This window comes from Achromobacter kerstersii (assembly GCF_902859595.1).
Taxonomy (GTDB): domain Bacteria; phylum Pseudomonadota; class Gammaproteobacteria; order Burkholderiales; family Burkholderiaceae_B; genus Achromobacter; species Achromobacter kerstersii.
In genome coordinates this window covers 1,491,405-1,516,014 of sequence record NZ_CADIJQ010000001.1, presented here as the reverse complement: position 1 = coordinate 1,516,014, position 24,610 = coordinate 1,491,405, and the positions used below count along the sequence as shown (strand labels likewise).

The window sequence follows — 24,610 nt, the reverse complement described above, 5'->3', positions numbered from 1 at the left end:
TTGGCGATTGCTGGGCGACGGGGTCCGGCCGTTTTTTCGGAGTATAGAAACGGCTTTCGATGGATAGCCGTTCGAGCTATAAATAGCATTGATCAATTCAAGGATTGAATCGATGGAGTTCCGTCAGCTTGAGTGTTTTATTGCGGTTGCCGAAGAACTGCACTTTGGCCGTGCGGCTGAGCGGCTCTGCATGACGCAGCCGCCGCTATCGCGCCAGATCCAGTTACTGGAACAGGATCTGGGCGTGACGCTGTTCGAACGCAATAGCCGCCAAGTGCTGCTAAGCGCCGCAGGCCGGCGCTTTCTGCGCGATGCGCGCCACTTGCTGGAATTTTCCGCGCGCGCGGCGGCCACGGCGCGGCGCACCTCAGGCGGCGAGGCCGGCCACATCACGCTGGGCTTTACCGCCGTGGCGTCGTACCGCTTGATGCCGTCGATGATCATGCAGGCGCGCAAGCTCTTGGCGGGCGTTGAAATTCAGCTGCGCGAAACGGTCAGCACCGATCTTGACCGCTTGCTGGTTGCCCGCGAGCTGGACGCCATTCTTGCGCGCAGCGTGCCGCAGCAGGCCGGTATCGAATCCCGCTTGATTGAACGCGAGCCCCTGGTGCTGGCGCTGCCCGCCGGATCGCCCCTGTGCGAACACGAGACCGTGCCGCTGCGCCTGTTGCAGGGCCAACCCTTCGTCCTGTATTCACCGCGTGAAGGGAAGTATTTTTATGACCGCATCGTGGGGGCGTTCGGCCTGGCGGATGTGCAGCCCGACTACGTACAGCGGGCGGGGCAAACCCATACACTGCTGGCGCTGGTGCGCGCGGGGCTGGGCGTGGGCATTGTGCCGGATTCGGCGCGTGAACTGCGCTTTGAAGGCGTGGAGTTCCGGCCGATTGGTCAGCGCAATCTGTACGCCGACATGTATCTGGCGTGGCACGCGCAGCACGACAATCCGGCGTTGGACGCCTTCCTGACACGCGTGGTGGGGGTGGGCGTGGGTGTGGCGGGTGACCAAGAGACCCGGAGCGATACGCCGGCCTGATTGCGCCAGCGCCACGCCCGGTGCTCTGCGTCTTGCCTACATCTGCATTTTCTTCTTGCCCAGCAAGGTCAGCGCCAGGCTACGGCCGGTGCGCATGAAGGGGTACAGCGCGGTCGACAGGCAGCGGTTGCGGAAGACGGCGGCGTTCACGCTATTGAAGAAGTCGTTGCCGGTGCTGAGCAGCGCCAGCCGGTTGATGCAGTCGGCGCCCCAATAATCCTGGCCGTCCAGATGCAGCAGCATGCCTTGGTTCAGGTCATACCCTTGCGCCTTGTAGGCCACGGCCAGATCGGGGTGGTCGCGCATATTGAGCAGCTCGATCGGGCCTACCGCTTTTTGCAATTGCAGCATCCGCACGTAGTTCGAGCAGAAGGGGCAGTCACCGTCGTAGAGCAGGAAGTTCTTGGGCGTGGACATGATGCTCCTTGGTTGAAATGCACGGGTCCATTAAAGCGCAACGGGCGGCGATGGGGGAATTCAGGCCAGCCGTTCGATCAGCCGCGGCAAGGACGCCGCCAGCAGCGCTACCCCGGAAAGCGTCAACAAGCCCAGCACAATCTGCCGAAAGCGGGCCTCGCTGATACCGATATAGAGCTTGGCGCCAAGCAGCGTGGGCACGAGCATTGCGGGCGCCACGATGGCGAACAGCGGAAGCATGTCGCGGGTGACGATGCCTGTAGCAAGGTACGTGCCCATCGTCACGGCCAGCATCGACAGGTTGAAATTCTGGATGATGGCGCGCTGCTTGTCTTTTTCATAGCCTCGCAGCGTGCACCACAGCGTGGGCAACGTCCCCGAAAACCCGCCGATGCCCGCCAGCACGCCGCCCGAGAAACCCACCGCGCCGTCGGCCGCGCGTCCGCCCGCCGTGATCTTGGGGATGTTGCGAGCCAACAGCATGGCGGGGCACCACAGAATCAAAAAGCCGCCCAGCATTGCCTTGAACCAGTCCATATCCAGGTGGGGCAGCACGGCCACACCCAGCGGAATGCCCGCCAGCCCGCCCAGCACGAAGGGCGCCAATTGCTTGAGATTGAAGCCGCGCCGTACCGTGACTGCGGCGAGCACCTGGCCGACCAGCGCGCCGAACACCGCTAGGGTCGCCGCCAGCCGCGGCTCCAGCGCCCAGGCCCAGAACGACATGGCGACCAGCCCGAATCCAAAGCCCGACAAGCCTTGCACAAATCCAGCGGCCACCGCCCCAACCACCACGACCAGATACACCGAATCCATCGTCATCCTCGAATTGTTATGGGTGCCTCGCGCGTTTCAGTGATCGCGGGCTGAAGGCATTCTGATTCAGACCCATAAGGAAAAAATTCGATTTCTTGATAGATAGATAAGGTGAGGCTAATGCTTGCGGGCGAGGCAGGCAGGGCAGGCAGGGCAGGCAGGGGGGCGGGAAGCAGGCAAGGCAGAAGAGACAAGGGAGGCAAAAATGATCAGGCCGGCGGACGGCGCAGCGGCGCGTCGCGGTCCTGCTGGCGCCAATTGGCGCGCAGTTCCGCGATGCGGCGCAGCGCCACTTGCGACATCTTCCACCAGCCAAACGGGCGCGGATCGGCCAGCATGCTCATCGCGCGGGCGTAGTCCAGCGTCAGCCCGGGCGTCCACGCCATCGTCACCGCGCGCTTGCGGATCTGCGACGCCACCCACAATTCCGGCGTCAACAACAAGCGAATCAGCACGCGCCAACCTGCCTGGCTGCCGTGCAGCCGCCCGACCACGCCGTCCAACGCCGCGTCCAGGGCGCGGGCGACCGAGCTTGAGCAATTGCGGTGCGTCAGGTTGTAGATGCAGGTCTGCCGATAGACGTTCCAGAACGCGGCAAGCTTTTCGGCGTCGTAATTGCGAATGCGCACGCGCGTGGTGGACGGGCACCAGGCTTGGGATTCCGTGGCGTAATCCGGCTGGTACACGCCGGGGATATCGTTTTCAGCCGTGGCGCGCAGCAGGTTGCCGAACTCGTCAGGCGAGCGGTCGATTTCGTCCTTCGGGTACAGGCTGATGTAGATGCCTTCGGGTGACTCCAGCGCCGCGTGGCCGGTAGAGATAACGCCGTTCACGTCCACCGCGGCAATGTAGCGGTCCACCACCGGATAGTTGCGCGTTTGCGCCTTGGCCGAACCGGACGGCGTCCACACATGCACGGTCAACGCGCGTTCGGAATCACTGGGCGGCCCATCCCACACCGGGGCCGGGGCCGCAGGCGATGCGGGCATGAAGTCGGACGAATCGTTTTCCGCAAAAGCCGGATTGGATGCCAGATGCCGTACGCGCCGCGCCAGCCACAGCAGCTTGATCGCCGCAATGCACAGGAACAGCCCCAGGCAGTAGGGCACCGTGCCGACATAGTTCGTGGGGTAGGGCTGAAAGAAAAAGATGGCCAGCAGAATTTCGCCCATGCCGCCGGCAAACGCATAGCGCCAGCGGCTGTAGCGCACGACATACGCGGCCAGGCATTGCAGCACGCCGTCGATCAGGAACAGCAAGCCAAAGATCATCGACAGCACGAAGTGCCCATGATGGTGGCCAGCCAGAATCAAACCGCCTGCCAGCAACACGAACATCCCCTTGGCGTAGCGCAGCACGCGCTGCCCGCCCACGCCGCTGGACGCAATCAACAAGGTGGCCAGCCCTTCGATAATGAAGAGCACGGCGAACGCGTTCAGCGGAAAGTACAGGGCGTTGTCCAGCGCATCGACCAAGAGAAAGATGCCCGCCAAGAGAAAGATGACGCCGGCGCCCGCCAAAGCACGCCAACGCTTGCGCAGATACGGAACTCCCAACAACAGCAATACGAGTTGTGGCATGCCAGCAATCCGGTTGAGGTGGGTACGGCTGAAGGTTTAGGTGGGTACGGCTGAAGTGGGTACGGCCGAAGTCAGCATCGTACCGAAACCTTGCCGTGTTGCCGATCCGGATTTCGCTGCGATCAAGCCGCTGCTTGCGCCGGCCAGGCCAGGCTCATCGCATAGCCGCGCACATCTTGCGGCCACGCTTCCACGCACTGAACAAAGCGGCTTTCGTCGCCCGCATACAGCGCCCGCGTGGCCTCTTCGAAGCCGGGCAGGTCGCCCGCTATGCTCGACATGAAGCGATACGCGGCCTCTTGCCGTTGCCGCTGCTGGTCTTGCGCTTCGTTGTCGCGGCGTGCCTGCTCCACCAGCTTGCGCAGCGCAACGGATGCGCCACCGGGTTGCGCGCCCAGCCAGTCCCAGTGACGCGGCAGCAGCGTCACTTCGCGCGGCACCACGCCCAGCTTGGGACGGCCGCGTCCGCGCGGCTGCGCGTTGGACGTCTGGGCGACGTCTGCTTCCATCGGGGGCGCGCTGCCGGCCGCAGAGGGCGTGTGGCGCGCAATGATGTCGGCATCGTCACCGCGCAAATCCAGGTCGGTCTGCTGGCCGGTGCTGTCGTTGAACACCAGGGGGTTGCTGCTGCTGCTGCTGCTGCTGCTGCTGCTGCTCGTGTGCATTGCACGCTTCACCGCCAGCGCCACGTCGGCGAGGGGGCCGGCGGCCAGAATGCGGTGGCCGTCAAAAGCGGTGTAGCGCGGGGTAGGGTGGGTCGTCATGATGTCCGGTTCCGATTCGTTTGATCTCAAATCAATCACGCTGCCGATTATGATCCGGGTAAAAATTATCGTCAATATAATCCGGGTAAAAATATCGCCTTGTTGAATGTCGACAACAAGGCTATAAACGGGGTCGGATTACCGGCGTTCTGGTGCCGGTTCAGCGGCGCCGCCGTCGCAAAAATTCCGTACAAACCTAGGGTCAACACCTAGGCAAAACATGCGGGCGGCGTATAATCTTGCTTTGCGCCCGGAGTTACCCATGCGTCTCGTTCAAAAAGCGCTCACCTTCGACGATGTGTTGTTGGTGCCTGCGTATTCCGAGGTGTTGCCGCGCGACACCTCCCTGGCCACCCGCCTGACCCGCAATATCAGCCTGAATATCCCGCTTGTGTCCGCCGCGATGGACACCGTCACCGAATCGCGTCTGGCCATCGCCATGGCGCAAGAGGGCGGCATCGGGATCATCCACAAGAATTTGACTGCTGATCAGCAAGCCCGTGAAGTGGCTCGCGTGAAGCGCCACGAATTCGGCATCGTGATCGATCCGGTCACCGTCACCCCCCAAATGAAAGTGCGCGACGCCATTGCGTTGCAGCGCCAGCATGGCATTTCGGGCCTGCCGGTCGTTGAAGGCCGCAAGCTGGTCGGCATCGTGACCAACCGCGATCTGCGTTTCGAAGAAAACCTGGATCAGCCCCTGCGCAACATCATGACGCCGCAGGAACGCCTGGTCACCATGAAGGAAGGCGCCACGCTGGACGAAGCGCAGGCCCTGATGCACAAGCACCGTCTGGAACGCGTGCTGATCGTGAACGACGGCTTTGAGCTGCGTGGCCTGGCCACCGTCAAAGACATCGTCAAGAACACCGAACACCCGATGGCCAGCAAAGACGGCCAAGGCCAGTTGCGCGTTGGCGCAGCGGTTGGCGTGGGTGCAGGCACTGAAGAGCGCGTGGAAAAGCTGGTTGCCGCTGGCGTTGACGTTCTGATCGTCGACACCGCGCACGGCCACTCCAAGGGCGTGCTGGAAGGCGTGCGCTGGGTCAAGCAGAACTACCCCAAAGTTGAAGTCATTGGCGGCAACATCGCCACCGCCGCCGCCGCGCGCGCGCTGGTCGAGTACGGTGCTGACGGCGTCAAGGTCGGTATCGGCCCCGGCTCCATCTGCACCACGCGTATCGTCGCCGGTGTGGGCGTGCCGCAAATCCATGCCATTTCCGAAGTGGCCAAGGCGCTGGAAGGCACGGGCGTTCCGCTCATCGCCGACGGCGGCATCCGCTACTCGGGCGACGTCGCCAAGGCGCTGGCCGCCGGCGCGTTCTCGTGCATGATGGGCGGCATGTTCGCCGGCACGGAAGAAGCCCCGGGCGAAGTCGTGTTGTTCCAAGGCCGTTCGTACAAGTCGTACCGCGGCATGGGCAGCCTGGGCGCCATGACGGACGGCTCGGCCGACCGCTACTTCCAGGACCCGTCCAACAACGCCGACAAGCTGGTCCCCGAAGGCATCGAAGGCCGTGTCCCCTACAAGGGCAGCGTGCTGGCCATCATTTACCAACTGGTCGGCGGCATCCGCGCCTCGATGGGCTACTGCGGCGCCGCCACCATTGACGACATGCGCACCAAAGCCGAATTCGTGGAGATCACCTCCGCCGGCGTGCGCGAGTCCCACGTACACGACGTGCAGATCACCAAGGAAGCGCCTAACTACCGCGCCGACTGATCCGTACAGTCAACTACAATGTCATGCATCACGCACCGGCAGAATCGCAATAACAATAGCGGTTCTGCCGGTGCGGTTTTATTTAATCGGTAGAGCTCAATGCACCAGCGCATCCTCATTCTTGATTACGGTTCGCAAGTCACCCAACTGATTGCGCGCCGCGTCCGCGAAGCCGGCGTCTATTCCGAAGTGCACCCCGGCGACGTCGACGACGCCTTCGTGCGCGACCAGATGGCGCAAGGCTTGAAGGGCATCATCCTGTCCGGCAGCCACGCCTCGGCCTACGAAGAAGGCTCGATGCGCGTGCCGCACGCCGTCTTCGAACTCGGCGTGCCGGTGCTGGGCATCTGCTACGGCATGCAGTCCATGGCGCAACAACTGGGCGGCGTGGTCAGCTTTTCCGACCACCGCGAATTCGGCTACGCCGAAGTCCGCGCCCACGGCCACACCAAGCTGCTGGAAGGCCTGGACGACTTCACCACGCCTGAAGGCCACGGCATGCTGAAGGTCTGGATGAGCCACGGCGACAAGGTCACCGAGCTGCCCCCGGGCTTCAAGCTGATGGCGTCCACGCCGTCGTGCCCCATCGCCGGCATGGCCGACGAAGACCGCCGTTTCTACGCCGTTCAGTTCCACCCCGAAGTCACGCACACCGTCCAAGGTAAGGCCATGCTGGCCCGCTTTGTGAACGAGATCTGTGAATGCCAAGGCGACTGGAACATGCCCGACTACGTCGCCGAAGCCGTTGCCCGCATCCGCGAGCAAGTCGGCACCGACGAAGTCATCCTGGGCCTGTCCGGCGGCGTGGATTCCTCGGTAGCCGCCGCCCTGATCCACAAGGCCATCGGCGACCAGCTCACCTGCGTGTTCGTCGACCACGGCCTGTTGCGCCTGGACGAAGGCAAGCAGGTCATGCAGACCTTCGCCGAAAACATGGGCGTGAAGATCATTCACGTTGACGCCACTGCCCAATTCATGGGCAAGCTGTCTGGCGTGGCCGACCCGGAAGCCAAGCGCAAGATCATCGGCCGCGAATTCGTCGAAGTGTTCCAGGAACAAGCCGGCAAGCAGCAAAGCGCCAAGTGGCTGGCCCAGGGCACGATCTACCCCGACGTCATCGAATCCGCTGGCGCCAAGACGGGCAAGGCCACGTCGATCAAGTCGCACCACAACGTGGGCGGCCTGCCGGACACGCTGAACCTGCAACTGCTGGAACCGCTGCGCGAACTGTTCAAGGACGAAGTCCGCGAACTGGGCGTGGCCTTGGGCCTGCCGCCGCAAATGGTGTACCGCCATCCGTTCCCGGGTCCGGGTCTGGGCGTGCGCATTCTGGGCGAAGTGAAGCATGAATATGCCGAACTGCTGCGCCGTGCGGATGCGATCTTCATTGAAGAGCTGCGGAATACCAAGGATGAAGCTAGTGGTCTGACTTGGTATGAGCTGACGTCGCAAGCGTTTGCCGTGTTCCTGCCGGTGAAGTCGGTGGGCGTGATGGGCGATGGCCGGACGTATGAGTACGTTGTGGCGCTGCGTGCGGTCCAGACGTTTGACTTCATGACGGCCGACTGGGCGCCGCTGCCGCACCCGCTGCTGGCTCGCGTTTCTTCGCGGATTATTAATGAAGTGCGCGGGATTAACCGCGTGGTTTATGACGTGTCGAGCAAGCCGCCGGCCACGATTGAGTGGGAGTGATCCCGCTAGCAGTTCGCAGTAAATAGAAAAGGCGCTTCGGCGCCTTTTTTATTTTGGAAGTCTCCGCCCCAGTTCACCCGCAGCTACCCCTGAACCACAAACGACCCACCCGGAAAATAATCGCAGATGAATTCCACAAAGGCGCGCACTTTGGGGCTCTGCAAGCGGCGGGACGTGTGCAAGACCCATAGCTCCACGTCGTCTCCCGTTATGCCCCACGACACCAGTTCGCCGCGTTCCAGTTGGGCGCCGATGATGGATTGCGGCAGCATGGCCGCGCCTGCGCCGGCGATGACGGCGTCGCGTGCGGTCAGCAGCGACGACACGCGTAGCACCGGCAGTGGCGCGACGGTTAGCGCGCTATCGCTGACAGACCATAGGTCACCGTCGCGGTAGCTCGGCATCACCACGGCAGGAACTTGAAACGTTTTTCCTTTGCGGCCCTTTGGCATGCGAAGGACAGGCGAAGCGGCGAGCATCAAGCGGTCGCGTGCGAAACATCTGCCGACCAACACGCTGTCCTTGTCGGGATTGATGCGGATCGCGACGTCGAAATGTTCGTCGACGAGGTCAGCGAGACGGTCTTCGGCCACGACGTCGAGCTGGATGTCGGGATGCACCGCATGGAACGCAGCGGCGAGCCGTCCCAGCGCCACTTGCGAGAACAACAGCGGCGCGGCAATGCGCAGGCGGCCTCGTGGTGCCACCAGGCCGTCGCTGGCTGCCGCGATGGCTTCGGCGACTTCGCGCAAGGGGCCCTCGATTCTTGTCAGCAGTATTTGGCCGGACTCGGTCAGCTTCAGGCTGCGTTCGCCTCGCTCAATCAGACGAACGCCCATCGCTTCTTCAAGATCGGCAACGCGGCGCGACAGCGTCGCCTTGGAACGGCCGCTGGCGCGGCTGGCTTTTCCGAAGCCGCCGTGAACGGCGACAAGCTGGAAATCCTCTAGGGCGTTCAGATCCATGGTGTCTCGAATTTGGGTCAGGATGTCTCAATTTTATAGTCTTCGTTTTGAATGTGAAACGTCCTATCGTTTGGTCTTACACACCCCAAACAAGGAAATCATCATGACCATTCTCGTAACCGGTGCAACGGGCACTGTTGGCCGCCAGGTTGTCGAACAACTCGCCAAGCGTGGTGCGGATGTTCGCGCGCTTGTCCGCGATCCCGCTAAGGCCAATTTCGCGAAAGGTGTCGGCGTCGTGCAGGGAGATCTGCTGGATGTCGACTCCGTGCGTACTGCCTTCTCGGGTATCTCGACGCTCTTTCTGCTCAACGCCGTGGTGGCGGACGAGTACACGCAGGCGCTGATCGAGCTTAATGTTGCCCGCGAGGCCGGCATCAAGCGCATTGTCTACCTGTCGGTGATCCACAGTGATCTGTACGTGAACGTGCCGCACTTTGCGGCTAAGTATGGGGTGGAGCGCATGATCGAGCAGATGGATATGAACGCCACGATTCTGCGGCCTGCATACTTCATGGGCAACGACCTGACCATCAAGGACGTGGTGACGGGATACGGCGTCTATCCGATGCCGATCGGCGGCAAGGGGCTGGCCATGGTGGACACGCGTGACATCGCAGAGGTGGCCGCCATTGAGTTGCTGCATCGCGAGCAGTCGGCTGTGCCGCTGCCGTTGGACAGGATCAATGTTGTCGGCCCCGACACGTTGACGGGCGAAGATGTCGCATCGATCTGGACCGATGCGCTGGGCCGCAAGATCGTCTATCCAGGCGACGACACCGCCGCATTCGAACAGAACCTGCGTCAGTTCATGCCAAGCTGGATGGCCTATGACATGCGCTTGATGAGCGAGCGTTTCATCACCGATGGGATGATCCCCGACGCCGGTGACGTCCAACGATTGACTGCGCTGTTGGGGCGGCCGTTGCATTCGTATCGCGAGTTTGCCGCACAAGTCTCGAATCCGGTTTAAAGCCGGACGCTGGCCGGACGTATGAGTACGTTGTGGTCTTGCTAAGAGCCAGTTGTTCCTGTTCGTCCGGTCCTCGCTGGGTGTCGATACGCTCGAAGCACTCGTCGAATACGCCCGCAAACAGCCCAATCCGCTTAACTACGGGTCGGCGGGCAACGGCACGACGCCGCATCTGGCTAGCGAGCTGCTCAAGCAGGCTACCGGCATGCAGGCCACCCATGCGCCATATCGCGGCGTGGCGCCGGCGATACAAGACTTGGCCGCGGGCCAGATCGACTTTGCGTTTGGACCGGCCACGGTCTTTCCCATGGTGCAAGCGGGCAAACTGAAGGTGCTGGCGGTGGCGAGCCGGCAACGGGCAGCTGTCGCGCCCGACATACGAACCTTTTCTGAGGCCGGCATTGACGGCGTTTTCGCGGACAGCCTGTTCGGCGTGTATGCCGCCGCCGGAGATCAAGGCGCGGTTCCTGGACGCCGGCGCCGAGGCGCTACCGCTGAGCGTGGCCGACTACGCCGCGCGTGTGCAGGACGAGAAGAAATTGTTCGCCCCATTGATGAAGTCGTTGGGGCTGAAGGAACAGTAGAGAAATCAGGTGTCAGACTGCAATGCCGCCGATGCCAGCGCGAATTGCAGTCTGACACCATGGTGCGCAAGATTTATAAGGCTTCAGACCGCGATGGTATGTACGTGACGGTATCGAGTACCGGTACCGTCACGTTCCGCTACGACTACCGTCTCAACGGACGCCGCGAGAAGCGCCGTCTGACCGCCGCCAAGACCTTTGGCGAGATGACTGGGAAGATGTTGGCGGGTGAGGTTCGTTTAGCAAGCGGCGTACCTGATCTTCGGTTGATATCTGACGCAGGCGGAGGGATCTAGGTGCCACTGCCCTTGAGAGCGAGATTCACGCCCTGTCGCTGTTCCTCTCTTTCCCTCAGCAAGTCCACAAAAGCACGCACTTTGGCAGGACGAAAGCGTGTGGACGGGAAGACAGCATGGATGCCACCGCCGGGCAGCGACCACTGCGGCAGGACTTCGATCAATCGCCCAGAGGCAAGATCGTCAGCGACGAGATAGTCTGGCAGTACCGACAAGCCTGCGCCTGCGTGTACCGCTTCGCGTACGGCTAGCGTGGCGTCCAGGAAAATGGACGCCTGCATGGTCACAGGTCGGTACTGGTTTTGTTCGCGCGAAAAATTCCAGCGCAGATGGTCCCTCAACGCGGTGTTGGCGATGAAGGGAAGCTTGTCGAGGTCCTCCGGGCGGGTAATCCGCGCCACTCTCGACGCCAAGCTGGACGAAGCAACGAGCAACTGTCGGAATGAGCCGATTTTTCGTGCTTGCAATCCCGTCTCGGTTAGCCACCCAACACGAATCGCCAACTCGATATTGCTGGACATCATATCCAGCGTCTTGTCGCTGAGGATAGCGTCTACCTTGCAGGCCGGATAACGCAGGGTGAAAGCAGCAATGGCCGGCACCACCACGCCGACGCCGTAGTCGAAGGGAGCAGTAAGCCGTAACTTGCCGGCGGGTTCGGTTGATGCTTCTGCCAATTCGGTGAAGGCGTCATCGGCCTCGTGCAGGATTGAGGCACAACGCTCATAGAACGCACGCCCGGCGTCGGTGGCCTGCACTTTGCGCGTGGTGCGAACCAGAAGCGAGGTGCGGAACTCCTGCTCCAGCCTTGCAACCTGTTGGCTGACCACGGCCTTGGTAATGCCCAGGCGCTCGGCGGCGGCGGTGAAAGAACCCGTTTCCACCACTGCAACGAAATAGGCCAGCCGCCTGAGGTTGCCGAGGCCGCCTGGGCCGGTTTCACTTGGATTGTATGCTTTTGACATACAGATCATATATCCGGTATGTGTTTAATAGTCAATGTTAGAGAGCTAACATCTGCCGCTTAGTCACAGGAAAAGACCATGCACAAGGCCCTGCATTGCGAGGTCAAGCGCATCCTGTTGAGCCTGAGCGCTGCCTATTCCAACCCAAGTGCGCTGCTGGATCAGATTCAAGCGGCTTGAACCTTCCATCTATATTTTTAGCCGGTGCAATCATGGCAACACGAAGAGATGTATTAAGAACCGTAGCGGCCGCGACTGTCGCGACCGCCATCCTGGGAGTAAAGAACGTTATGGCCGCTACTACCGAATTGACTTGGAAACACTTTCCCGCCGGCGAGAACGGTTTCTTCCGTGCTCCCGTATTGATTGCCGGTGCGCGCGAGGCAGTGCTGATCGATGCTGGCTTCACGCTTCCTAACGGCAAGGCGCTTGCCGAAGCGATCAAGGCCAGCGGCAAGCAGCTGACCACGATCTATATCAGCCAGAGCGATCCCGACTACTACTTCAGCCTTGCACCCATCACTGCAGCTTTTCCCCGGGCGCGGGTCATCGCCGCATCGTCCACGATTGCAGCCATCAAGGGCAACGTGGAAAAGAAACTGGCGACCTGGGGCCCGCAGCTCAAGGAGAACGGTCCGCAGACGTTGGACGATATCGTGATGCCGGAAGCCTTCGATGGTCCTGCGCTTAGCCTGGAAGGTCATGACATCGAATTCGTCGATGCCGATGGCCTGGCCAACCGCCGCTACATCTGGGTGCCTTCGTTGAAAGCCGTGTTCGGCGGCGTTCTGGTGTTCTCTGGCGTGCACGTCTGGACTGCGGACACGCAGGGTGCCGAGGCCCGCGCCACGTGGGTGAAGAATCTCGAAGCCATTGCCGCGCGCAAACCCACCGTGGTGGTTCCCGGTCACATGGCGGTCAACGCAGCCACCGACCTTTCGGCAATTCTCTACACGCGTGACTATCTGTTGGCGTTCGAACAAGAACTGGCCAAGGCCGCCAACAGCGCCGACCTCATCGCGGCAATGACCCAACGCTATCCAGACGCCGGCATGGGCATTGCCTTGCAGATCGGTGCCAAGGTAGCGACCGGCGAGATGAAGTGGGGTTGAGACAATGACGACCAACCTGGACATCATCCGCGCGACCTATGAAGGCCCATCCGAAGAGAACGGCAAGCACCTGCTTGCCGCCTTGGCCGCTGATGCCACCTGGACCGAGGCGGCGGGGTTTCCCTATGCCGGAACTTACACTGGGCCTGAAGAAATCTTCGCCAAGGTGTTCCACCGGCTGGCGACCGAATGGGAAGGCTATCAGGCCAAGGTCCACACTTATCTGGCCGACGGCGACCAAGTCGCTGCCTTCGGTGTTTATTCCGGAACGTATCTGAGGACTGGAAGATCCATGCGAGCTACCTTTGCCCATCTCTATCGTCTAGAGAATGGCAAGATTGCCAGCATGGAGCAGTATGTGGACAGTGAAATGGTTCGCCGGGCCATGGTCGATTGAGATACCTGCCTTGACGCGCCTGCTGGCCTACGCATCGTTGATCGAAGACAATCTGCCGGCGTTCAAACAGTCTAGTCGCCGAGTCTGCTCCAATGACATGCGAGCCTTGTGCAACAAGGTCTCGCCTAGGCTTTGACGAAAGCAGGGCTTTGAGAAGCTACAGCTACGAACCCGGTTTAAAGGCGGACATTGGCCGGTCGCATGAGTACGTTGTGGCCTTGTTAAGCCCCGCTTGTTCCTCCCCAGCAAACTAGGGTTATCCGGGATTCTTTATGCTTAAACTTTTGTGAAGAATAAGCGCCTGATGCAGGGCTCCACCGCGATGAGGCATCAAGGTGGTTCACCGGGGTGCGGCACCTGACGCACCGTACGCAGGATCGCGCGGTGGCGCCCCATAAGGAGAATCGCATGCTGCTGCGTAGACATTGCCTGGCCTTGATGATGCTGGCGCTGGCTGGCTGGGCGACGGGCAGCCAAGCGCAAACGCCGCCTCAAGCCTGGCCCTCCAAGCCGGTGCGTCTGGTCGTGGGGCTGGCCCCTGGCGGGCTGGTTGATGTGCTGGCGCGCACGGTACAGCCGCATTTGGCCGAGGGATTGAAACAGACCGTCATCGTGGAGAATCGGGGCGGCGCGGGCGGCAACCTGGCGGGCGCCGAGGTCGTGCGCAACGGGGGAGACAACCACACCTTCTTGCTCAATCCATCGACGACCGAATCGGTCAACCCGCTGATGTTCGCCAGCATGCCGTTTGATCCGCAACGGGACCTGCGGCCGGTCGCCTTGTTGGCCAACAGCCAGTTGTTCCTGTTCGTCCGGTCCTCGCTGGGTGTCGATACGCTCGAAGCATTCGTCGAATACGCGCGCAAACAGCCCAATCCGCTTAACTACGGGTCGGCGGGCAACGGCACGACGCCGCATCTGGCTGGCGAGCTGCTCAAGCAGGCTACCGGCATGCAGGCCACCCATGCGCCATATCGCGGCGTGGCGCCGGCGATACAAGACTTGGCCGCGGGCCAGATCGACTTTGCGTTTGGACCGGCCACGGTCTTTCCCATGGTGCAAGCGGGCAAACTGAAGGTGCTGGCGGTGGCGAGCCGGCAACGGGCAGCTGTCGCGCCCGACATACGAACCTTTTCTGAGGCCGGCATTGACGGCGTTTTCGCGGACAGCCTGTTCGGCGTTTATGCCGCCGCCGGCACCCGCGATGATGTGGTCGATCGCATGAACGGCGAAATCAATAAGGTGCTGGCGCGGCCGGAGATCAAGGCGCGGTTCCTGGACGCCGGCGCCGAGGCGCTACCGCTGAGCGTGGCCGACTACACCGCTCGCGTGCAGGACGAGAAGAAATTGTTCGCCCCATTGATGAAGTCGTTGGGGCTGAAGGAACAGTAGAGAAATCAGGTGTCAGACTGACTCCATCGCGAAAAAAGGCGCCTCGGCGCCTTTTTTCATGGGTGTGAGGGGGGAAGGCTGCGTTGGGTGAAACCGTAGATGGCTTCTTATCGCTTTAAGCCTTTCGCACCCCTTACCGCTTCAGCTCAGCATCAGCCCAACAGTTCCTTGCGAACGATTTCCGCGCCTTCGCTCAAAGCGAGCAGCTTGCCCTTCGCAATAGCCCGCGACAACGGTGCCATGCCGCAGTTCGTGCACGGATACAGCTTGTCGGCATCCACAAACTTCAGCGCCTTTCTCAGCGTATTGGCCACTTCTTCCGGCGTTTCAACCTTGTCGCTCGCCACGTCGATGGCGCCGACCATCACCTTCTTGCCGCGAACCAGTTCGAGCAGATCGATCGGCACGTGCGAGTTGTGGCATTCCAGCGAGATGATGTCGATACTGGACTGTTGCAGCTTGGGGAACGATTCCTCGTACTGACGCCACTCGGACCCCAGCGTCTTCTTCCAGTCGGTGTTGGCCTTGATGCCGTAGCCGTAGCAGATGTGCACGGCGGTTTCGCACTTCAGGCCTTCGATGGCGCGTTCCAGGGTGGCGATGCCCCAGTCGTTCACTTCGTCGAAGAACACGTTGAATGCCGGCTCATCGAATTGGATGATGTCCACGCCTGCGGCTTCCAATTCGCGGGCTTCCTGGTTCAGGATCTTGGCGAATTCCCATGCCAGCTTTTCGCGGCTCTTGTAGTGGGCGTCGTACAGCGTATCGATCATCGTCATGGGGCCTGGCAGCGCCCACTTGATGGGTTGCTTGGTTTGCTGACGCAGGAACTTGGCGTCTTCAACGAACACCGGCTTTTGACGGCTGACGGCGCCCACGACGGTCGGCACGCTCGCGTCATAGCGATCACGAATCCGGACGGTCTCGCGCTTTTCGAAATCGACGCCGTCGAGATGCTCGATGAACGTCGTGACAAAGTGCTGACGGGTTTGCTCGCCGTCGCTGACGATATCAATGCCCGCGTGCTGTTGTTCTTGCAGCGCCAGGCGCAAGGCGTCTTGTTTGCCTTCGATCAGCTCGTCGTCTTGCAGTTTCCAAGGCGACCAGAGTTTTTCAGGCTGGGCAAGCCACGAAGGCTTGGGCAGGCTGCCGGCGGTGGAGGTGGGCAGTAGTTTTTTCATGATCAGCGTGGTCTCGTGTGTTTTTTGAGTGATTAGTGCGCGTAGTTGGCGGCCCAGCTTTCCAGCACTTGCTTGTAGGGCTTGATGAAGTGCTCTTCCGTGAACTTTCCCTGCTTCACGGCAAGCTGGCTGCGCTCTTCGCGGTCATAGACAATCTGCGTCAGCGAGTAATCCTGATTCTTCAGGCTCGGTTGATAGAAGTTCCCCGCGGCGGAATTGGCGTTGTAGATCTCGGGACGGTAGATCTTCTGGAACGTTTCCATCGTGCTGATGATGCTGATCAGCTCAAGGTTCGTGTAGTGGCCAAGCAGGTCGCCCTGAAAGTAAAAGGCCAACGGTGCGGCGCTGCCCGGGGGCATGAAGTAACGGACCTGCAAGCCCATTTTTTCGAAGTACTGGTCCGTCGGCGAGAACTCGTTTTGCTGATATTCAACGCCCAGGATGGGGTGCTGGTTTTCAGTGCGCAGGTACGTCTTGCTGCTCGAGGCGCTGATGCAGATGACCGGCGGCTTGCTGAACCGTTCTTGGTAAGCGCTGGAACTGACAAAGTGCTTGAACAGCTTGCCGTGCAGCTCGCCGAAACCGTCAGGCGAGCTGAAGGTGGATTTGTTCTTGTTGTGCTCTTGCAAAAGCACGCTGAAGTCGTAGTCGCGCACGTACGAAGAGAAGTTATTCCCGACGATCCCTTCGATGCGTTCGTTGTTCTGGCGGTCAACGATATTGGTCTTCAGGATTTCAATCAGCGGAAACGCATCACTGCCGCCGTTGGCGGCGATGTTCATTTCAACGGAGATGATTTCGAGTTCGACGGTGTAGCGATCCGCTTTGGGGTTGTCCCAATGCGCCAGATTATTGAAGCGCCTGTCGATCATCTTCAGCGTGTTGCGCAGATTCTCCTGGCGACTCGCGCCCCGTGCCAGATTGGCGAAGTTGGTCGTGATGCGCGTGCTGTCGGAGGGCTGATAATTTTCATCAAAAGGAATGCTCTTGATGTTGAATGTGAACGCGTTGCTCATGGTGTTGGGGTGTGCTGATTTTGGCGAAAGAAATACGGAGTCCGGCTGCCGCTTGGCGGCGGACGCTATCGCCGCTGCGGGCGGCGGCTGAATTGGCTTTGCGTCAGACTGCGACCGCTTCTTCTGCGGCGGCGGTGCGTGGGTGGCGCATCAATTCGATTAAGGGCAATGCGCGCTGCACGGCCAGTCTGGCCCGTTCGATCAGGGCCATATCCTGCACGCGGTAGTCGGCAAAATCCTTGTCGGTGGCGTAGACGCCCAGCGGCAAGGTACGTGCCTGGAAGAAGCTGAACAGCGGCCGCAATTGGTGGTCGATCATCAAGGCATGGCGTTCGCTGCCGCCGGTGGCCGCCAACAAGACGGGCTTGTCGATCAGGGCGTCCTGATGAATGAAATCGAAGAAGTGCTTGAACAGGCCCGTGTACGAGCCGCGGTAGACCGGGGTTGTCACCACCAGGATGTCCGCTTGTTCGACCGCGCCAAGCTCGCGTTCCACCGTGTCGGGCAATTGCGAGCGCCAGACGGCGCCAGCAAGTTGCGGGGCGAGCTGACCCAGTTCAACCAGGTGCTGTTCGCACGGGACTTCATCGGCGATCAGATCCAGCAGGTGCTCTGCCAGGGCCGCTGACTTGGAGGGGCGTTGCAGTCCGCCGGAAACTGCGACTAGACGGAGTGGACGTGTCATCTTTGCTTCACATGAATGGATCTACCCGGCGCCGCATCTGTTTTTGTGCAGTTGCAGCATCAAGCTGGAACCGCATGCTAGAGGAGGGTACCGATGAAGTAAAATGGTTTTAATTCAACAATCCATGAGCAGGAATCATCTGAATGCTTGAACGCATCCACCTCAGCATCGTCCAGCAGGTAGAAAAGCAAGGGTCGTTGACCGCCGCCGCGGGCGTGTTGAACCTGACCCAGTCGGCCCTGAGCCACAGCATGAAGAAGCTGGAGCAGCAGTTGGGCACCGACGTCTGGCTGCGCGAAGGTCGAAGCCTGCGCTTGACGCAGGCCGGCCAATACCTGCTGGCGGTGGCGAACCGCGTGTTGCCGCAACTGGACCTGGCCGAAGAGCGGCTTGGCCAGTTCGCGCAGGGCGAACGCGGCGCGCTGCGCATAGGCATGGAATGCCATCCTTGCTATCAGTGGTTGCTAAAGGTGGTTTCACCGTATTTGGCGGCGTGGCCCGACGTGGATGTGGACGTCAAGCAGAAGTTCCAGTTCGGCGGGATCGGCGCGCTTTTTGGCTACGAGATCGACCTGCTGGTTACGCCCGACCCGCTGTTCAAGCCGGGCCTGAAATTCGAGCCCGTGTTCGACTACGAGCAGGTGCTGGTCGTGCCCAAGGGCCACCCCCTGGCAACGGCTGCGTACGTGAAGCCGCGGCAGCTGACGCAGGAAGTGCTGATCAGCTACCCCGTGGACATCGAGCGCCTGGACATCTACAACCAGTTCCTGCTGCCGGCCGGTGTCACGCCCAAGCGCCATAAAGCCATCGAAACCACCGACATCATGGTGCAGATGGTGGCCAGCGGACGCGGTGTGGCCGCTCTGCCGCGCTGGCTGGTCGAGGAATACGCGGCCCGGATGGATGTGGTGCCGGTGCGGCTGGGCGTGCGCGGCATCGCCAAGCAGATTTTTCTGGGGGCGCGCGAGGCGGACAGCGCCATTGACTACGTGCGGGCCTTCATCGAACTGGCCCGCCATCCGGGCACTGTCGCCCCGGCCGCCATGGCGCAAGACGCCCATGAATGAACTTCACCGTGGTACGCAAACCGCTTGCCAAGCGGTTTGGCGCGCCCTGTAGCGATGTCCTTGATTTCCTCTCATACCACCCTGCCAGCTCGCAACATCACTGACGCCTATTCGTTGGAAGTCAGCGCAAGAGACATTGCAGCGCTGACCGCCGCGGGTTCGCGGATAGTGCCGGGCTCGACGATTTCCATTCCCTATTTGCCCGGCCAGGACGACGACGCGCGACTGGCTGCGGCGCGGGCCGTTCGCGGACTGGGCTTTGAGCCCATGCCGCACCTTTCGGCACGCCGCATCGTCTCGCTGGCCGGGCTGGACTCCTTCGTCAAACGCGCGGCTGCCGAAGCCGGCGTTGAACGCTGCTTTGTGATTGCGGGCGATCCATCGAGCCCGATGGGGCCGTTTGCAGACAGTGCTTCGCTGATCGAAACCGGCGTTTTCGAGCGCGCCGGCATCCGGGTGCTTGGCGTGGGCGGGCATCCAGAGGGCCACCCGGTCATGAGCGCGGCCGATCGGTGGAATGTGCTTGAACGAAAGTGTCGCAGTATCAGCGAGCGCGGCATGGCGCCCTTGATCATTACGCAGTTCGGTTTTGATGCGGACGCCGTGTTGATGTGGCTGACGGCGCTGCGCGAGCGGGGCATTGAACATCCCGTGTGCGTGGGCGTGCCCGGCCCCGCCGGTATCGCGGTGCTTGCGCGCTATGCCGCCTTGTGCGGCGTCAGCGCATGCGCGTCGATGTGGTCCAAGTACGGAATCTCGCTTGGCAAGCTGTTTGGCACGGCGGGGCCGGATGTGTTTGTGGACCGCCTGGCCGCCGGACTGACCGCAGCGCATGGAAAGGTGAGCCTGCATTTCTTTCCATTTGGAGGCGTTGCACAGTCCGTCAGATGGATAGAGCAGTACCGCTCCCGCGCCCAGCCACTGCGTCACGCAAGCGCTTAGAACATATGCCGCATCCCCGTCATCACACCGATGCGCGTGGAGCTGCCAACGCCGGTTGCTGCCTGGCCGCTCCAGTACTCGGTTTCCCGGCCGACCGCGCCGCCCCGTGCGCGGGTGGCGTCAAGCTCCAGAAAAACGCTGGTGCGCGGGGATAGGGCGTAGTCCGCCACGGCCGCAACGATGTCGCCATTGCCGCTGCCAAGCAGCACCGGCACGGGCTGGTACTGCGTCGTGACCTTGCCGCGCTGCTGGTAGCGATAGTAGGCGCCGGAAAGGTGCAGTGCGCGCGTGACCTGATAGCCCAGGCCGATAAAGCTGATGGCGTAGCGCGGCTGTTGCGCGGTTTCGCGTCGGCCCATGTGGCCCAGGTAGGCCGTGGCGTTGCCGACCGCGTACGATCCGCCAATGGAATAGTTATGCAGCGTGTTGTCGCCGGTGCGCGCGCGATGCTGGTCATAGGCCACGCCGACTGACAGCGGGCCTTGCTGGTACATCAGGCCGCCGCCAAACGTCGAGCCGCGCGACATGCTGCCAGCCTGTTGCCCAAAGCCGTAGTCCACCTGCAAGGTGAGCGGCCCCGTGCTGCGGCTATAGACCACGCTGTTGTTGATGCGGTAATCCTGAAAGAAGACGTCGCCGCCGGTGTAGAGCGGGTCGGACCAGAAGTTGCCCCAGCTTTGGTCCAGCGGGTTGTATGCCCAGCCGATGTTGTTCAAGGCGTTGTATTGCCGGCCGAGGGTCAGGCTGCCCCAGGCGCCGGACACCCCCACATAGGCCTGGCGGCCGAACAGCGCGTCGTAGGCCGTCTTGCCATCGTTGGTGCCGAAGCCATTTTCCAGCACGAAAATGCGTTGCCAAGGTCTTCGGAACCCTTCAAGCCCCAGCGGCTGCCGCCGATGCCGCTGGAGACGAGCTGGCTCAAGCTGCCATGTTCACCGTCGATGTTGGAGGTGTAGCGCACGGCGGTGCTGATGACGCCGTACAGGGTGACGCTGGTCTGCGCATGCGTGGCGAAAGGCAGCACGACGCCCGCCAGCAGCCAAAGGCCGGCTATCTGTTTCATTGGTGGTTTCCTCCCCCCTTGATGCCCGGCATTCGGTGGCGCCGGCGCGATGTTGTGGTTTACAGGTCGAGCACGAGCTTTTCGCCCTTGGCGCGCGACACGCAGATCAGCAGCGTCTTTTGCGCCGCGCGGTCTTGGTCAGTCAGGTACTGATCGAAGTGGACGGCTTCGCCTTCCAGGATGCGGGTTTCGCAGGTGCCGCACACGCCTTCGCGGCACAGACATTCGACCGGGGCCGTGCCGTCACGCTCAATCGCGTCGAGGATGGATTCGCCGCTGGCCACTTCGACGGTGGCGCCGGACTTTGCCAGCACCAGCGTGAACGCGGCGCCAGACGGCTTGGCGGCGGCGAATTTCTCTACGTGTACGCGCCACGGCGCAACGCCGGCGTCTTGCGCCGCGCGGCGCACGGCGTCGATCAGCGTGCCGGGGCCGCACACATAGACGTGCGCGTCGGGTTTCATGTCACGCAGCAGGCTGGCCACGTTCATGGTTTGGCCATTGCCGCTGTCATAGAACCTGACGCAGTCCTGGCAAGACTGGGCCAGCTCATCCTGGAAGGCGCCATGCCCATCCGCGCGGAAGGCGTAGTGCAGTTCGTGTGAATCGCCACGTTTGTGCAATTCATGCAATTGCGACATGAACGGCGTGATGCCGATGCCGCCCGCGATCAGCACGTGGTGGCCGGCCGAGCCGTCCAACGCGAACAGATTGTTCGGCGTGGTGATGGTCAGCAGGTCGCCTTCGCCGACCTTGTCGTGCAGGTAGGCCGAACCGCCCTTGGATGGCGCCTGCCGCCGAACGGCTATCTGGTAGCTATCAAGCGCGTGCGGCGAGCTCATCAGCGAGTAAGCGTTGTTGTAGTGGCTTTCACCGTTACGCATTTGCACGATGATGTGGCTGCCGCCCGTGAAGGGCGGCAGGGCGCTGCCGTCGCGGGATTCCAGCGTGAAGCGTTTGATCAGCGGGGTCACCTGTTCGATGCGTGCGACGCGCACGAGCAGGGTCTGGTGGGCTGCCATGATCATGCGGGGGCGCGTTGCGACGCCGGCGCAGGGGTAAGGGATGACGTCGCACCTTCGCACTGCGCATCCTTGTACTCCGTCGCCAACCGCCGATGAAAATGCACGATGCCGTGTTCGCTGATCCCACTGCGCTGCCGGTCGACCATGATGCGGCCCTGGCCACGATAGCCGCGCGACTTCAAACCCTTCTGCACGCTCTCCACCAGGCGCAAGTCTTCAGGGCGGAAAACATCGCGGTACCACTCGACCAGTTTCTGCTGTTCGTCGGTCAAGTCCTTGTTAAGAAAGTAGATCTCGTAGTGCTGCAACGTGACGCCCGCACTGGCGGGGAATTCATAGATGACGGTCATGAAGTCGGCGCCGGGCGGCACGTTGAACATCGTGCAGGGCCACGTCCAGAAGCCGGCGAAGCTGGGGTCCTTCACCGACGGGTCAACTTTGAAGGACTTTTCCGATGACTTGGCCAGGCCAAACTGCAACGTCCAGTTGCCGTGCATGGTGTGGTTGTATTTGTCGACTTGGACGGAGTCCGCGAAGCTGGGGTGTACGGGGCCGCAGTGGTAGCACTCCAGGTAGTTGTCAACGATGGACTTCCAGTTGGCGGGCGTGTCGGTAACGAAGCGGGCGGCCAGGTGCAGGTCGTCCACCACCGGGCAGGCGGCGCGCAGGCGGGCTTCGAAACCGGGGAGCTGGTCCTCTACCGAGCCGGCGTCCGGGTTCATGTTGATGAAGATGAAGCCCGCGGCTTCTTCGACCTTGATGGGGACCAGGCTCGCCTTGTCGCGGTCGAAGTTGGGTACGTTGTCGCAGTTGCGTGCAAGGGCCAGCTCGCCGTCGAGCTTAAAGGTCCAGGCGTGGTACGGACAGGTGATGACGTTCTTGGCGCGGCCGCTGCCTTGCATCAGTTGGTGGCCGCGGTGCGGGCAAACGTTGTAGAAGGCGCGCAGGATGCCCTCGCGGTCACGCAGCACGATGATGCTTTCGCCGATGATGTCGCGCGTGACGTAGTCGTTAGGCGCAGCCAGTTCGCTGCGGTGGGCGACGCAGATCCAGGTGTTGGCGAACACCTGCTCTTTCTCGTAATCGAAGACCGCGTCCTGGGTGTAGTACGAGGCGGGCAGGGTCCAGGCGTTTTCTTCGTCGGCGCAGAAATTGGCGGGCAACTGGGGGATGGGGGTCATGATGGTCTCCATGGAAGTGTTGGCGTGGGGGCCAGCGATAGATTGGGAAGCGGGCAGCGCTTACCGCGTGCCCGTTCGTGCAGGGCTATCCGTTTGCGACAGCGCGTGGCTTCTGGACGGCCTGACGCAGGTCCGTCACGACGGCTTCTTCTGATCCCGGCTGTGCGGCCGATTCGATCAAGTGCGCCGGAACATCCCCGTAGTCCTGCATCAGCCAACGGAACAGGCCGAACAGCTTGATGGCAAGGATGAACAGGAAGGGGATGGCGGTGAGCACCACCGCGGTCTTCATGGTTTCCAGCGATGCTTTGGTGAACAGCATCGCCAGCGGCACGAGCGTCAGCGCTATGCACCAGAAGACGCGGCTGGTGGGCGTGGGGTCTGCGCCTTCGGACAGGTTGCGCGTGGTGGTGGCGGCCACGGCATAGGCGACGGCATCAACGTGCGCGGCCAGGAAGACGATCATGATCGCCAGGTACAGGGCCAGGAAAAGTTTGCCTGCGGGCAGCGCGCTTAGCAGCATTTCGACGGCCGTCTCGCCGCCGTGCTCCTTCAAGATGTGCGGGACATCGATCGCGCCCGACATGAACTGGTGCATCGAGTAGCTTTCCAGCGCGCCGAAGAAGAACCAGCAGCCGGCGCTGCCGCCCAGCAAGAGGGCGCCGATGACGTCCTTGATTTTGCGACCCTTGGAGACGCGCGCCACGAACATCGCCACGCCCGGCGAGTACGACACCCACCACAGCCAATAGAACACCGTCCAGCCGCGGTTGAAGGCGCCGTCGCCGGCGGGGTCGGTAAAGAGGCTCATGCGGATGTAGTTCTGCAGCATCAGGCCCAGGCCGTTGACGATGTTGTTGCCGGAGAACTGGGTGGGGCCGACGACGAAGACGACGGCGGCCAGCAGCAGCGCGCCCCAACAGACCATATGGCTCAGGCGTTTCATGCCGCTGGCGATGCCGATGTAGGCGCTTGCCGAGAACAGCGCGGACACGCCGACGATCACGATCAACTGCATGGTGAAGGTGTCAGGGGTGCCGGCCAGGCTTGCGAGGCCGCGCGTGAAGGTGGTTGCGGTCAGGGCGATGGAAACCGTCAGCGCGCCGAACATCGTCAGCAGGAAAATCAGGTCTGCTAAGCGTCCGACCGGACCCGTGGCGCGAAACCCCGTAATGGCCTGGATGATGGACGCGAGGTTCAAGCCCGACTTCTTGCGCACATGGAAGTGGTAGGCCATTGCGAGCGAGGGCAGGGCGTATACCGCCCAGGCGCTCAGGCCCCAGTGAAAGAAGGAATAGCTGATGCTGTATTCCAGTGCGTCGCGCGTGCCGGCGGCAACGTTCAGGCCGGGCGACTGGTAGTAATAGGCCCATTCCATTACGCCCCAATACAAGGTCGACGACCCCATGCCGGCGCAGATGAACATGAAGATCCATGACAGGGTCGAGTACTCGGGCTTGCCATCGCCCAAGCGCACGTTGCCATACTTGCTGAACGCCAGCGCGATGCAGGCGATGACACAGCCGAAGACAAATATTTGAATGACCGACCCGAACGAGCGCGTCGACCAATCGAACAAGACGTTAGCGGTTGCAGCGGCTTCGGCGGGCCAGCGAACCATGGCGATGACGGTCACCAGCACGGCGGTAAGCGTGCATAGGGTCAGGAACCCGTCGCGGCGTGGCGCGGATGTTTTCACGTTGTCTCCTCTCATGCGTCGTTGCGCACAGATTTTTTT

22 protein-coding genes and 1 pseudogene are annotated in these 24,610 nt (G+C 61.6%); 10 read left to right on the top strand and 13 right to left on the bottom strand.

Going from position 1 to position 24,610, the window contains the following annotated elements:
• Window positions 1-112: 112 nt before the first annotated feature.
• Window positions 113-1,036 (top strand): LysR family transcriptional regulator, encoded by a 924-nt coding sequence (locus tag HV765_RS06675; protein ID WP_175169173.1) that lies wholly within the window; start codon window positions 113-115, stop codon window positions 1,034-1,036.
• A 36-nt stretch (window positions 1,037-1,072) separates the two neighbouring features.
• Here HV765_RS06675 and HV765_RS06670 read toward each other — a convergent pair whose 3' ends face one another.
• From HV765_RS06670 to HV765_RS06655, 4 genes are all read right to left on the bottom strand, one after another.
• Window positions 1,073-1,453: a DCC1-like thiol-disulfide oxidoreductase family protein gene (locus HV765_RS06670; protein WP_054425492.1), complete on the bottom strand. Its 381-nt coding sequence runs from the start codon at window positions 1,451-1,453 to the stop codon at window positions 1,073-1,075.
• A gap of 60 nt (window positions 1,454-1,513) precedes the next feature.
• Window positions 1,514-2,269, bottom strand: a complete 756-nt coding sequence (locus HV765_RS06665) for a sulfite exporter TauE/SafE family protein (RefSeq protein WP_175169172.1) — start codon at window positions 2,267-2,269, stop codon at window positions 1,514-1,516.
• A 209-nt stretch (window positions 2,270-2,478) separates the two neighbouring features.
• Window positions 2,479-3,849: an HdeD family acid-resistance protein gene (locus HV765_RS06660; protein WP_054425499.1), complete on the bottom strand. Its 1,371-nt coding sequence runs from the start codon at window positions 3,847-3,849 to the stop codon at window positions 2,479-2,481.
• A 122-nt stretch (window positions 3,850-3,971) separates the two neighbouring features.
• Window positions 3,972-4,613, bottom strand: a complete 642-nt coding sequence (locus tag HV765_RS06655) for a DUF2239 family protein (RefSeq protein WP_175169171.1) — start codon at window positions 4,611-4,613, stop codon at window positions 3,972-3,974.
• A 262-nt stretch (window positions 4,614-4,875) separates the two neighbouring features.
• On the opposite strand from HV765_RS06655, the gene guaB reads away from it, so the two are divergent.
• The gene (guaB, locus tag HV765_RS06650; RefSeq protein WP_054425503.1) at window positions 4,876-6,336 is read left to right on the top strand and encodes an IMP dehydrogenase; all 1,461 of its coding nucleotides are present in this window, start codon (window positions 4,876-4,878) and stop codon (window positions 6,334-6,336) included.
• Between the two features lie 99 nt (window positions 6,337-6,435).
• On the top strand, window positions 6,436-8,028 hold the full coding sequence (guaA, locus tag HV765_RS06645) for a glutamine-hydrolyzing GMP synthase (RefSeq protein WP_046805861.1): 1,593 nt from the start codon (window positions 6,436-6,438) through the stop codon (window positions 8,026-8,028).
• A gap of 83 nt (window positions 8,029-8,111) precedes the next feature.
• Here guaA and HV765_RS06640 read toward each other — a convergent pair whose 3' ends face one another.
• Window positions 8,112-8,993, bottom strand: a complete 882-nt coding sequence (locus HV765_RS06640; protein ID WP_175169170.1) for a LysR family transcriptional regulator — start codon at window positions 8,991-8,993, stop codon at window positions 8,112-8,114.
• A 103-nt stretch (window positions 8,994-9,096) separates the two neighbouring features.
• On the opposite strand from HV765_RS06640, the gene HV765_RS06635 reads away from it, so the two are divergent.
• Window positions 9,097-9,966, top strand: a complete 870-nt coding sequence (locus tag HV765_RS06635; RefSeq protein ID WP_175169169.1) for an SDR family oxidoreductase — start codon at window positions 9,097-9,099, stop codon at window positions 9,964-9,966.
• A gap of 52 nt (window positions 9,967-10,018) precedes the next feature.
• Window positions 10,019-10,846 (top strand): tripartite tricarboxylate transporter substrate-binding protein, encoded by an 828-nt coding sequence (locus HV765_RS31815; RefSeq protein ID WP_254600477.1) that lies wholly within the window; start codon window positions 10,019-10,021, stop codon window positions 10,844-10,846.
• Here HV765_RS31815 and HV765_RS06620 read toward each other — a convergent pair.
• Window positions 10,843-11,811 carry a LysR family transcriptional regulator gene (locus HV765_RS06620; protein WP_054428190.1) on the bottom strand — a complete coding sequence of 323 codons (969 nt, stop codon included), beginning with the start codon at window positions 11,809-11,811 and terminating at the stop codon, window positions 10,843-10,845. The genes HV765_RS31815 and HV765_RS06620 overlap by 4 nt on opposite strands.
• A 212-nt stretch (window positions 11,812-12,023) precedes the next feature.
• Here HV765_RS06620 and HV765_RS06615 point away from each other — a divergent pair, with 212 nt between their 5' ends.
• From HV765_RS06615 to HV765_RS06605, 3 genes are all read left to right on the top strand, one after another.
• Window positions 12,024-12,923: an MBL fold metallo-hydrolase gene (locus HV765_RS06615; protein ID WP_054428189.1), complete on the top strand. Its 900-nt coding sequence runs from the start codon at window positions 12,024-12,026 to the stop codon at window positions 12,921-12,923.
• 4 nt (window positions 12,924-12,927) lie between these two features.
• Window positions 12,928-13,320: a nuclear transport factor 2 family protein gene (locus HV765_RS06610; protein WP_054428188.1), complete on the top strand. Its 393-nt coding sequence runs from the start codon at window positions 12,928-12,930 to the stop codon at window positions 13,318-13,320.
• A gap of 408 nt (window positions 13,321-13,728) precedes the next feature.
• Complete coding sequence (locus HV765_RS06605; RefSeq protein WP_175169168.1) at window positions 13,729-14,712, top strand: Bug family tripartite tricarboxylate transporter substrate binding protein; 984 nt, start codon at window positions 13,729-13,731, stop codon at window positions 14,710-14,712.
• A 152-nt stretch (window positions 14,713-14,864) separates the two neighbouring features.
• On the opposite strand, the gene HV765_RS06600 is transcribed toward HV765_RS06605, so the two are convergent.
• From HV765_RS06600 to msuE, 3 genes are all read right to left on the bottom strand, one after another.
• Entirely contained in the window at window positions 14,865-15,893 is a 1,029-nt protein-coding gene (locus HV765_RS06600; protein WP_054425507.1) for a methionine synthase, read from the bottom strand.
• 32 nt (window positions 15,894-15,925) lie between these two features.
• Complete coding sequence (locus tag HV765_RS06595; protein WP_175169167.1) at window positions 15,926-16,909, bottom strand: DUF1852 domain-containing protein; 984 nt, start codon at window positions 16,907-16,909, stop codon at window positions 15,926-15,928.
• A gap of 103 nt (window positions 16,910-17,012) precedes the next feature.
• A complete protein-coding gene (msuE, locus tag HV765_RS06590) occupies window positions 17,013-17,594 on the bottom strand; it encodes an FMN reductase (protein ID WP_054425514.1) in 582 nt (193 codons plus the stop codon).
• A gap of 143 nt (window positions 17,595-17,737) precedes the next feature.
• Here msuE and HV765_RS06585 point away from each other — a divergent pair, with 143 nt between their 5' ends.
• Both HV765_RS06585 and HV765_RS06580 read left to right on the top strand, forming a co-directional pair.
• Window positions 17,738-18,661: a LysR family transcriptional regulator gene (locus HV765_RS06585; RefSeq protein WP_175169166.1), complete on the top strand. Its 924-nt coding sequence runs from the start codon at window positions 17,738-17,740 to the stop codon at window positions 18,659-18,661.
• Between the two features lie 54 nt (window positions 18,662-18,715).
• A complete protein-coding gene (locus tag HV765_RS06580) occupies window positions 18,716-19,603 on the top strand; it encodes a methylenetetrahydrofolate reductase (protein WP_175169165.1) in 888 nt (295 codons plus the stop codon).
• On the opposite strand, the pseudogene HV765_RS06575 reads toward HV765_RS06580, so the two are convergent.
• From HV765_RS06575 to HV765_RS06560, 4 genes and pseudogenes are all read right to left on the bottom strand, one after another.
• Window positions 19,600-20,666, bottom strand: a pseudogene (locus HV765_RS06575) (porin). The gene HV765_RS06580 and the pseudogene HV765_RS06575 sit on opposite strands and share 4 nt — an antisense overlap.
• Before the next feature lie 59 nt (window positions 20,667-20,725).
• The gene (locus HV765_RS06570) at window positions 20,726-21,694 is read right to left on the bottom strand and encodes a PDR/VanB family oxidoreductase (protein ID WP_276529716.1); all 969 of its coding nucleotides are present in this window, start codon (window positions 21,692-21,694) and stop codon (window positions 20,726-20,728) included.
• Window positions 21,691-22,872: an aromatic ring-hydroxylating oxygenase subunit alpha gene (locus HV765_RS06565; RefSeq protein WP_175169164.1), complete on the bottom strand. Its 1,182-nt coding sequence runs from the start codon at window positions 22,870-22,872 to the stop codon at window positions 21,691-21,693. The genes HV765_RS06570 and HV765_RS06565 overlap by 4 nt, the downstream gene beginning before the upstream one ends.
• Before the next feature lie 85 nt (window positions 22,873-22,957).
• Window positions 22,958-24,571 carry a BCCT family transporter gene (locus tag HV765_RS06560; RefSeq protein ID WP_276529715.1) on the bottom strand — a complete coding sequence of 538 codons (1,614 nt, stop codon included), beginning with the start codon at window positions 24,569-24,571 and terminating at the stop codon, window positions 22,958-22,960.
• Between the last annotated feature and the right edge of the window lie 39 nt (window positions 24,572-24,610).

Bases quoted from the DNA above. Each gene is read 5' to 3' on its own strand.
- HV765_RS06675 (WP_175169173.1), top strand. From the start codon at position 113: ATGGAGTTCCGTCAGCTTGAGTGTTTTATTGCGGTTGCCGAAGAACTG.
- HV765_RS06670 (WP_054425492.1), bottom strand. From the start codon at position 1,453: ATGTCCACGCCCAAGAACTTCCTGCTCTACGACGGTGACTGCCCCTTC.
- HV765_RS06665 (WP_175169172.1), bottom strand. From the start codon at position 2,269: ATGGATTCGGTGTATCTGGTCGTGGTGGTTGGGGCGGTGGCCGCTGGA.
- HV765_RS06660 (WP_054425499.1), bottom strand. From the start codon at position 3,849: ATGCCACAACTCGTATTGCTGTTGTTGGGAGTTCCGTATCTGCGCAAG.
- HV765_RS06655 (WP_175169171.1), bottom strand. From the start codon at position 4,613: ATGACGACCCACCCTACCCCGCGCTACACCGCTTTTGACGGCCACCGC.
- guaB (WP_054425503.1), top strand. From the start codon at position 4,876: ATGCGTCTCGTTCAAAAAGCGCTCACCTTCGACGATGTGTTGTTGGTG.
- guaA (WP_046805861.1), top strand. From the start codon at position 6,436: ATGCACCAGCGCATCCTCATTCTTGATTACGGTTCGCAAGTCACCCAA.
- HV765_RS06640 (WP_175169170.1), bottom strand. From the start codon at position 8,993: ATGGATCTGAACGCCCTAGAGGATTTCCAGCTTGTCGCCGTTCACGGC.
- HV765_RS06635 (WP_175169169.1), top strand. From the start codon at position 9,097: ATGACCATTCTCGTAACCGGTGCAACGGGCACTGTTGGCCGCCAGGTT.
- HV765_RS06620 (WP_054428190.1), bottom strand. From the start codon at position 11,811: ATGTCAAAAGCATACAATCCAAGTGAAACCGGCCCAGGCGGCCTCGGC.
- HV765_RS06615 (WP_054428189.1), top strand. From the start codon at position 12,024: ATGGCAACACGAAGAGATGTATTAAGAACCGTAGCGGCCGCGACTGTC.
- HV765_RS06610 (WP_054428188.1), top strand. From the start codon at position 12,928: ATGACGACCAACCTGGACATCATCCGCGCGACCTATGAAGGCCCATCC.
- HV765_RS06605 (WP_175169168.1), top strand. From the start codon at position 13,729: ATGCTGCTGCGTAGACATTGCCTGGCCTTGATGATGCTGGCGCTGGCT.
- HV765_RS06600 (WP_054425507.1), bottom strand. From the start codon at position 15,893: ATGAAAAAACTACTGCCCACCTCCACCGCCGGCAGCCTGCCCAAGCCT.
- HV765_RS06595 (WP_175169167.1), bottom strand. From the start codon at position 16,909: ATGAGCAACGCGTTCACATTCAACATCAAGAGCATTCCTTTTGATGAA.
- msuE (WP_054425514.1), bottom strand. From the start codon at position 17,594: ATGACACGTCCACTCCGTCTAGTCGCAGTTTCCGGCGGACTGCAACGC.
- HV765_RS06585 (WP_175169166.1), top strand. From the start codon at position 17,738: ATGCTTGAACGCATCCACCTCAGCATCGTCCAGCAGGTAGAAAAGCAA.
- HV765_RS06580 (WP_175169165.1), top strand. From the start codon at position 18,716: ATGTCCTTGATTTCCTCTCATACCACCCTGCCAGCTCGCAACATCACT.
- HV765_RS06570 (WP_276529716.1), bottom strand. From the start codon at position 21,694: ATGATCATGGCAGCCCACCAGACCCTGCTCGTGCGCGTCGCACGCATC.
- HV765_RS06565 (WP_175169164.1), bottom strand. From the start codon at position 22,872: ATGACCCCCATCCCCCAGTTGCCCGCCAATTTCTGCGCCGACGAAGAA.